The organism is Bellilinea sp., assembly GCF_034432615.1.
Lineage (GTDB): Bacteria > Chloroflexota > Anaerolineae > Anaerolineales > Anaerolineaceae > Bellilinea.
Map to the genome: position 1 here is coordinate 1 of NZ_DAOUBL010000360.1, position 4,476 is coordinate 4,476.

The window sequence follows — 4,476 nt, forward strand, 5'->3', positions numbered from 1 at the left end:
ATTGAGCGGAAATACCGCTGTTGCCAGAAGGATGAGCGCCATCCCCCAAGGCGCAAGACGGTTGATTTTCATTGACAATTGTTCTCCATGTAGTAAAGAATTTTGACCCGCTCCATTGTAGCAGAAAAAACCGCCTGAATCGGCGGTTTTCAATTTTGTTGGGCTTTTGTAATGACGCTGAAAAGTTCAGGGTGTGTTGGGCTGCCAGCCGGCTAACTGCGCCAGCAACACCCACATGGCTTTGGCCGCCTGTAATTTGCCGGCCGAAACCGCCCCCAAATGTCCCCCTTCGCTTTCGGTGGTGTACGCACAGCAGATGACCGGGTTGCCGCTGTCGCTCAGGCAGGCTTCACCCTCGGGTGTATGACTGAGGATATCGGCCAGATCGTAGAGGATACGGTTGTTGGTTCTGGCCCACTCACGCATCTGATCGTTGAAACGGCGCGAGACATCCGTGCCGATGTTGCGCGCCAGCGAAGTGGTCCAGTACACGAAGGTTTTATCGGGATATTGCGCTTCCAGCCCAACCAGATCATACAGGTTGGGGCCGTCGTAACTGGGATCAAAGTACACATCGGCGATGTCGGAAGCGCTGGTCACCTGCAGGTAATTGTGCCCGTAGGTGATAATCTGGCGGTCGGCGTATTGCGGCACCTGGTTGAGGAAGTACTGCAATTCTTCAAACCAGTAGGCGCCTTCGCTGAGGACGAATTCAATGTTGCTGCGGTCGTTGCCGCCCGGAAAGCGGATGGCGGCGGGAATGGCCGCATCTCTGCCGGTGTAAGTCTTGACCTGATTGGAGTTGGGATCGGGGGCGCAGATCACCTGACTGGTAAAGTAGCGCCGGCAGTGCGAGGGGCTGGCTGCCCACGAGGGGGCTGCCAGACAATCCAACCCGCTGCTGATGTTCCAACCCACGCTGCGGTCGAAGAACACCATGCGGATTTTCTCGGCTTCCTGCAAAAACTCGGGCGGGATCTGGTCATACAATGCCACGGCGCGGTGGTCAATGATATTCACAGGGATGGGCGGGGCTGCCAGCGGCTGAAAACCGGTGATGGATGCGTTGGTTGGCGCTGGCGAGGTTGGGGTGAGGTCTGGCTGAGATGGAGAAGCGCTCGGCGTGATCAGGTCAGCCGGTTTGGCGGTGGTTGTTTGTTCATTGGTGGGGGTGGTGCTCGGGTTGGAGGCGGGCGTTTCGGCGGTGGGAGAAGCCGCAATGGCGACGGGTGGAGTGGCGGTTTCAGTCTGGTTTTGCGAAACTGCCGCGGGTTGATTTTGCTGCACCAGCATCACAATCAGCGCCAGGCCGAGCACGATCACCAGCGCCCAGGGCAGAATTTGTTTGGTTTGCATGAGATTGTTCTCCGTATAATTGACTAATTTTGTAAATCAAGTAAATTATAACAGGGTGTACTGCGTTGAACGGAGAAAGGCAGTGGGCGAAGACGGTGAATCACTCCGGCGGAAAGAGGGAGCGCTCCATCTTCAGCAGGTCGGCGGCGATTTGACGGTCAATTTTACCCATTGCAAAGTGCGGCAATTCGCTCAGGGCGGCCCAGGTCAGGTCATCGGCCTGATGGGGCTGCGGTTCCCCCTGCAAAAGTGTGCAAAAAAAGGCGTGCAGTTTCACTTTGAAGTGGGTGTAGGCATGGCGGTAAATTCCCAGTACCTCGCCCACCTCGATTTCGACCCCCAATTCCTCCCGAATTTCGCGCTGCAAACATTCCGGCAGGGTTTCACCTTCTTCTTGTTTGCCGCCGGGGAATTCCCATAAACCGCCCAGCAAACCGTTGGCAGGCCGGCGGGTGAGCAGAACTTTGCCGGCGCGTGTGATGACGGCGGCGGTAACGGTGTAGTGAGGTGTGGCGGCGCGGGGTGACTGGACAGGTCGTTCTTCCTGAACGCCGAGCGCCTTTGCCTGACACCCATCCGCCAGTGGACAGCGGCTGCAGTGCGGTTTGCGCGGTGTGCAGATTAACGCCCCCAAATCCATCAACGCCTGATTGAAATCTCCGGCTTTGCCGGCCGGCAAATGGGAATACAACAATTCCAGAAGGCGGGCTTCTCCCTGCGGCGAGCGGGCCGGCAGGCTGACGTTGAAAAGCCGGGCGATGACCCGCCGCAGATTGCCGTCCAAAGCCGGTTCATCCTGCCCAAAGGCAATCGAAGCGATGGCGGCGGCGGTATACCGCCCTACACCGGGCAGACGAATGAGATTTTCAATCTCGGAGGGGATTTGACCGTTATATTTTTCGATGACCAGCCGGGCGGCGCGATGCAGGCTGCGCGCGCGGCTGTAGTAGCCCAGCCCTTCCCACGCCTTGAGGACTTGCTGCTCATCGGCCTGTGCCAGATGCTGCAGGGTGGGAAACTGCTCCATCCAGCGCTGGTAATAGGGGATGACCGTTTCCACACGAGTCTGCTGGAGCATGATTTCCGAGACCCACACGGCATAGGGGTCGCGGGTTTGGCGCCAGGGCAGGCTGCGGCGGTTTTGCCGGTACCAGTCGAGCAGCCGCCCGGCAAATTCAGAACTGGAATCCGCTGCGGGCTTCGACGATTTTGTACCGGTAATTGCGGACATAATCCTGCAGCTGATTATTAAGGCTTTTCCACTCGGCGGAATTGAGGATTTGGCGCGCCTGTGCGGGGGATGGTACGACCGCGCCAACCAGAATTTGCGGCTGTGAGCCGTAAACCGTTGCCCATGCATCGCTCAGTTCGAACCCCAGGCGTTGAACGCCGGGGATAAACTCGCGTACCACGAATTCAAAGTATTCCTGTTCGCGTTCGGGGGCAATATCCCACGACATGATCAATTTGACAGCCACAGTTTACTCCTCAATTGCCAACCGGATCAAGCACAATCACCTGGGTTTCCTCCGGCAGCGAGTTCACCGAAGTCACTTTAAGAGAAGGTTGGGTGGTTACCGCCGTCAGCCCCATTTCTTTCAGGAACTTGCTCAACGGCTCCAGTTTTATGGTGGATTGCGGGGTAGCGTAATGCATGGGAATCACCAGATTGGGCTCGAGCAGGCTGATGATTTCGGCAGCCTTGGCGGCATTTAAACCGCTGCCGCCGCCAACCGGCACCAGTACGATGTGTACCGGACCCAATGTTTCCACCTCAGTCTGGGTGGGGACACGGTTGATAGCCCCCAAATGCAGCACATTGATGCCGTTGTAGTCAATCAGATACAGCGTATTGCGCGGTTCATCCGTTGTCTTTTTGGTATGTCCGTTGGTTTGCACACCGGTAATGAACACTCCCCCGATTTCAAATTCACCCGGTCCGCTGATGATGAACGGCTCGCCCTTGACGCCGTTCAGATAATTGTGACCGGGCGCCGCGTGGCTGACGGTGACGATGTCCGCTTTGAGTTTAAGCGGATCGTGACCCACCGCGCGGTGATCGTAGGGATCGGTCACCACACTGGCTAAATTGCGTTCGGTGATTCGAAAACAGGAATGCCCGTACCAGGTAATTTCCATGCAGCCTCCATTTATACTGCCTTGATTATACATGGAAACCGGCAAAAGGTAGAGGTCGGCAATCATCTTCAACATGGCTTTCTCAAAGTCGAGAACGGTCAAACAGTAGCCGGCCGGCGCTGACCGATGTCTATTCGGAATAATCCACTGATACGTCAAATCGAGCAATTTTGCCCCCTCCTGCGCCTCCCCCAATATCGCGAAAGCGATATTGGGGGAGGTCGGTGGGGGTTTGTTTCGCCACAATTCCAGTTTCGATACAAAGTTTTAGGATTGTCAAGGAGCTTTGAGAAAGCCATATCATCTTCAATATTGTGATAAGATTCAACACACAAGATTGTGATAAGATTCAACACACAAGCGGGTAAATGAGGCAGCAAGGGGCTTTTTTGGGAGAGGAAAAAGGTTAAATAACGGGCGTAAACCTTGCCTTCACACAGACCCTCTGATATAATCTAGCGCGCTATTATGACCCTTAACAATTCAGGCCGACGTAGCTCAATCGGCAGAGCAACCGCCTTGTAAGTGGTAGGTTACGGGTTCGATTCCCGTCGTCGGCTCAGGTTGCGGGCTGGCGAGTGAGGCTGATCTGAAATAGATGACCTCACTTGCGAGCCGGCAACGGCTCGGGGCATGGGCAGTTACCCAAGTGGCCAAAGGGGGCTGACTGTAAATCAGCTGGCGAACGCCTTCGGAGGTTCGAATCCTTCACTGCCCACTGGTCGTCTGACCGAAAATCCCCAAACTTTAGGGGAGTTTCTGGAGAACGGCAAGCCCTCATAGCTCAGTAGGTAGAGCACGCCCTTGGTAAGGGCGGGGTCATGGGTTCAAATCCCATTGAGGGCTCTTGATGCCGGTTTTCCCAGGACCCTTCTAGTTATTTAAGAGAGGAGCCAAGGAGAAAAAACATGGCGAAGCAAAAATTTGAGCGAACGAAACCGCATCTGAACGTAGGGACCATGGGGCATATTGACCATGGCA

Annotated in this window: 4 protein-coding genes and 3 tRNA genes; 3 read left to right on the forward strand and 4 right to left on the reverse strand. The window is 55.5% G+C overall.

The annotated features are described in order from the left end of the window. Positions 1-186: 186 nt before the first annotated feature. From VAE48_RS16130 to VAE48_RS16145, 4 genes are all read right to left on the reverse strand, one after another. On the reverse strand, positions 187-1,356 hold the full coding sequence (locus VAE48_RS16130) for a hypothetical protein (RefSeq protein ID WP_322794365.1): 1,170 nt from the start codon (positions 1,354-1,356) through the stop codon (positions 187-189). A 100-nt stretch (positions 1,357-1,456) separates the two neighbouring features. Beyond that, on the reverse strand, positions 1,457-2,587 hold the full coding sequence (gene mutY / locus VAE48_RS16135; RefSeq protein WP_322794366.1) for an A/G-specific adenine glycosylase: 1,131 nt from the start codon (positions 2,585-2,587) through the stop codon (positions 1,457-1,459). After that, positions 2,532-2,834: a hypothetical protein gene (locus VAE48_RS16140; protein ID WP_062158829.1), complete on the reverse strand. Its 303-nt coding sequence runs from the start codon at positions 2,832-2,834 to the stop codon at positions 2,532-2,534. The genes mutY and VAE48_RS16140 overlap by 56 nt, the downstream gene beginning before the upstream one ends. Positions 2,835-2,844: 10 nt before the next feature. Then, positions 2,845-3,663 carry an MBL fold metallo-hydrolase gene (locus VAE48_RS16145; protein WP_322794367.1) on the reverse strand — a complete coding sequence of 273 codons (819 nt, stop codon included), beginning with the start codon at positions 3,661-3,663 and terminating at the stop codon, positions 2,845-2,847. A 319-nt stretch (positions 3,664-3,982) separates the two neighbouring features. Between VAE48_RS16145 and VAE48_RS16150 the strand changes: the two genes are divergently transcribed. The 3 genes from VAE48_RS16150 (at position 3,983) to VAE48_RS16160 (ending at position 4,341) form a co-directional block, all read left to right on the forward strand. Beyond that, a tRNA-Thr gene (locus VAE48_RS16150) sits at positions 3,983-4,055 on the forward strand. A 75-nt stretch (positions 4,056-4,130) separates the two neighbouring features. Then, positions 4,131-4,213: transfer RNA gene (locus VAE48_RS16155), tRNA-Tyr, on the forward strand. Positions 4,214-4,268: 55 nt separating this feature from the next. Continuing rightward, a tRNA-Thr gene (locus tag VAE48_RS16160) sits at positions 4,269-4,341 on the forward strand. Positions 4,342-4,476 lie beyond the last annotated feature (135 nt).

Excerpts from the sequence above, each read along its gene's own strand:
- VAE48_RS16130 (WP_322794365.1), bottom strand. The coding sequence starts at position 1,356 with ATGCAAACCAAACAAATTCTGCCCTGGGCGCTGGTGATCGTGCTCGGC.
- mutY (WP_322794366.1), bottom strand. The coding sequence starts at position 2,587 with ATGTCCGCAATTACCGGTACAAAATCGTCGAAGCCCGCAGCGGATTCC.